The sequence below is a fragment of the Coleofasciculus sp. F4-SAH-05 genome (assembly GCF_040222985.1).
GTDB lineage: Bacteria > Cyanobacteriota > Cyanobacteriia > Cyanobacteriales > Coleofasciculaceae > Coleofasciculus > Coleofasciculus chthonoplastes.
On sequence record NZ_JAVKBY010000111.1, the window covers coordinates 1 to 3,579 of the forward strand.

1 protein-coding gene and 1 pseudogene are annotated in these 3,579 nt (G+C 44.4%); both read right to left on the reverse strand.

Annotated elements, in window-relative coordinates; genetic code table 11:
* Positions 1–424 precede the first annotated feature (424 nt).
* Positions 425–1,333 (reverse strand): annotated as a pseudogene (locus RIG27_RS13770) (CHAT domain-containing protein); the annotation flags it as partial.
* A 44-nt stretch (positions 1,334–1,377) separates the two neighbouring features.
* Positions 1,378–3,444, reverse strand: a complete 2,067-nt coding sequence (locus tag RIG27_RS13775; protein WP_446345968.1) for an AAA family ATPase — start codon at positions 3,442–3,444, stop codon at positions 1,378–1,380.
* Positions 3,445–3,579 lie beyond the last annotated feature (135 nt).

Below are 3,579 nucleotides of genomic sequence, written 5' to 3' on the forward strand. Positions count from 1 at the left end.
TTCAAGAAGATAATTCAAGAATCAAAGATTGTGCGGTAGCCGAAAAATTTTCTTTATTGATAACTTTAATTATGAATCTTTATCGAAGGGTTTTTTATCAATTAGTCAAGGACAGGCGTGGTTAGGAAACCATTGGCAAAAAATGTTGCTAATTTAACGATTAATAGATTCAATGCCACTAATTTTAATAAAAAAGAAAGCTCAAAAAAAGACAAGCCAAACCTGGAAATGACGAATTGGCAAGAGATTCAGCTTTTTTGCAGCTATAAATTAAGCAAAGAGTTGGGCTTAAAAATATTTTTGAATAGAGAGAATTGAAACTCGCTAAAAAAACGGTTTTGATCAGCAAAGATTTTGCTTTTATTGTGGTATATTTTTTGAAAATGAAAACCCCCTGCTTACGAAGGGGGGGAGTAAGAGTAAGAGAAGCAGAAATCTGTTTCCCCGATTGACAAGCATTTAAAATACAAACCGGAATCCCTTTTCCTGTCAACAAACCCGCCAACTCCGACGCCTCCACCGGATCAGCCTTTCCCTGACTTTCTCCCTCCAAAAACAGAAACGCCTTCACTCCTTCATACGGATCAATATCCTCTCGCCCCCACCGCGCCTGAAACGTATACCGCTTTTTTTCTATCCCCTTCTGCACTTGCTCATAACTCATCAACGAGCCATGGGCGTCAAAATGAATAATATGATAATATCCCGCCCCTTTCTCCTCCAACTTATCGGATAACGCCTTGTATGTAGCCGGACGCAATAACTCCACATTCACCCGTAACTTTGCCGTCTCAATCGCTTCAATTAAGGGGCGGGAAATGGTACGATAACCGTCTTCATCCGGTCGTGCTGTCACCAAGAGTAAATTAATTACCGGAAATGCTGGCATACTAGCCCCAATCGGAACGGGTTTGGTATGCTTCCGCAGCATCAGACAATCCACCGCCAGGGGACGCGGTAAATCCGGATCACGCAGGGCTTCCCAATGCAGCGATTGAAACTCTGGCGTCTGGCTTTCAATCTCTATTTGAATCTGACTTAAATTCCCCCGGAATTGCCGATACTCGCTATAGGCGTCAATATTGGTTCTAAATACCTGCTCAAATAATTGTTCCCCGTAAGACTTAACCGATTCCTTCGCCTGTGATGCCTTCACCGTTCCCAATTGGGGAAAAACTAACCATTGTTCAAAATACCATTCCAGAATCTGTTCTTGTTTCGGGGTGAAGGGGTCAGTAATCACGATGGGATAATTCACCCGCCCATCAAAACTGAGAGTCGCGGTAAATCCGCTATCCGTTGATTCCTGTTCGCGAATGGTGATGGTTGTCATTGTTCCCTTTCCTAACCAAATTGTCCTGCCTTAAACCGATAACCCTAAAACACATACTCCACTTCCACAATTTCTGTATATTCAAACTCATTCGGACTAGGTTTAACCAAATCATAACAAACACCTCCCAGTTCCATGCGATCGCGATCGCACTCGGGTTTCGGTGAATTGTAAACCAGAACGTATTCTCGACCAATATAGGGTTCCATCTCTTGCGCCACCTCTCCTCGCCATTGAGTCTTAGTGACTAACACGACTAACTGATTGGCTAAAGTGGGCAGGGTTTGGGCAATTTGGCGGCGGTAAATTTCATCCAAACTGCCAAACGGTGAATCCATAACCATGGGAAACGTGCTACTATCAGGTCCCATCAGCGCCTGTTCTTGAATCCAATCCCGCACCCGATCAATAATTCCACCAATAAATGAAAGGCTGAGAATTTGGTTTTCTCCCGTAGACGCCGCCACGAGTTCTTCGTTTCCAGAGGTTTTTTCCACTAAAGTTAATTCATAGTTCTGATTTAGCTTAGGAAGATAAGGCGTAAACGAAATCCCGGTAAAAATCTCCTGAACTCGCTTTTCTAAAGACGTGCGAAACTGATTATCTAGTCGGGTTCTAACTTCAATCAATCGTTCAATCGCGTCCTGAGTTGCCGCAATCCGCCGTTGCGCCAAGGCTTGCTTTGCCTGATTCATTTGATGTTTGGAAATTTGCTTGACGATGGCTTGTATATCAGTGGCTAACTGTTCAATTTGCTGCTGATTTGCTCCCTTTTCTAGAGTTAAATCGCGCAGAGTTACATCAATTTCATCTAGGCGCTTTTGGAGTTGGCTAATATCCTCATCTGGAAACGTGAGCAGCTTTTTTCTAATATCATCTAGTTGGGTTTCAATACGAGAAATTTCCGCTCGTTCTTGAGCTAGAATTATCTGTTGCTGATCCACATCTGCCCAAAAATCTGGGATTTGCCGTTCAATTTCACCAACCTGTACCCCTAAGCGAATCGCCGTTTCTTCCACATCCGCTAATCCAGCTTTCTCCCTCCAAGCCGCAACCTGTTGATAGGCTGGCGTTCCTTCCTGTAATTGCGTACCACAGATACAGCGCTGGCTGTGCAGCAAATCCTGGACAAATTGCTGTTTAATCCCAACCGGAAGTTCGCCGCGCGATCGCAAGTCTTCGACAATGGACTGAAACGCTGTGATCACTGGGGATAATAATACAGTATAGCTACGTGTAGACAGGGCGCGTTTAAGGTTATCTTTTGCCTGTTTAAGCTGGTCTCGATGTAATGTTTGTTGGGCTTCCAGTTCATCCCGTAGCTGTTGCAACTCTTGAGCGCCACCGAGTTCCAACAAGCGACTACTCAAGGTTTGCTTTAATTCATCGTGGTGGGCTAATTCCTGCTCGATTTCGACTTGACGACTTACTAGATTGTGACTTTTTTGTTCCAGTTGCTTTTGTTCTTTGAGTAGTTTTTTGGTTTCCGAATCGCCGATTAACGATAATTCAGCTTCTAAGGTTTTTCTGGCTTCCTTGAGATGCTTAATTGAGCGATTTAACACCTCAACGCCGAGCAATGTCTTCGTCGCTTCAGCAATGTCGGCTTTTTTATCAGAACGGGCAATTTGCTCGATGCGTTCCCCATCAAAGAAGAAGTATTGATGTAAGCTTGCAGGTAAGATACGCCCAATGATATCTTCTGGCAATTGTTGGGGTAAGAGCCAGCGACCATCATCATCGGCAATTTGCAGGTATAATTCGCTTTTACCCTGTTCCACGCCCGCTTCTGTCTTGTAAGCGCGGCAGAGTCGTTTTGCCTGATAGCGTTTATTCTGATGCTCAAACCCAATTTCTACCCAACATTCTACCGATTCCTTTAAGGCAGCTTCACTAATTGCCCGTTTGTTCACCAATTGTTCTTGAGACGCAAACGCCGCCGTGAATTTCTCGTACAGAACCCAGGTGAAGCCATTTAATAGCGTCGTCTTTCCAGCACCATTGTTACCATGAATAACCGTCGTATTGCGATCGCCAGTTGCCAAAGTTATTTCGGGTGTCTTTCCATAAAACTGGCGAAAATTGCACAGCCGGATTGACCTCAGCTTCATCTGTCTTCCTCCGTGGAGACCCCCACTGAACCTGTACCCAGGTCAGTGGCGGGAGGAAACGGGGGATATTTTCTGGGGTTCAATACCCAGAAAATATCCAACTTAATTTGCATAGGAATACCCATCCTTTTTGTG

What these genes read in the sequence shown, in the direction of transcription:
- RIG27_RS13775 (WP_446345968.1), bottom strand. Translation starts at nt 3,444, where the DNA reads ATGAAGCTGAGGTCAATCCGGCTGTGCAATTTTCGCCAGTTTTATGGA.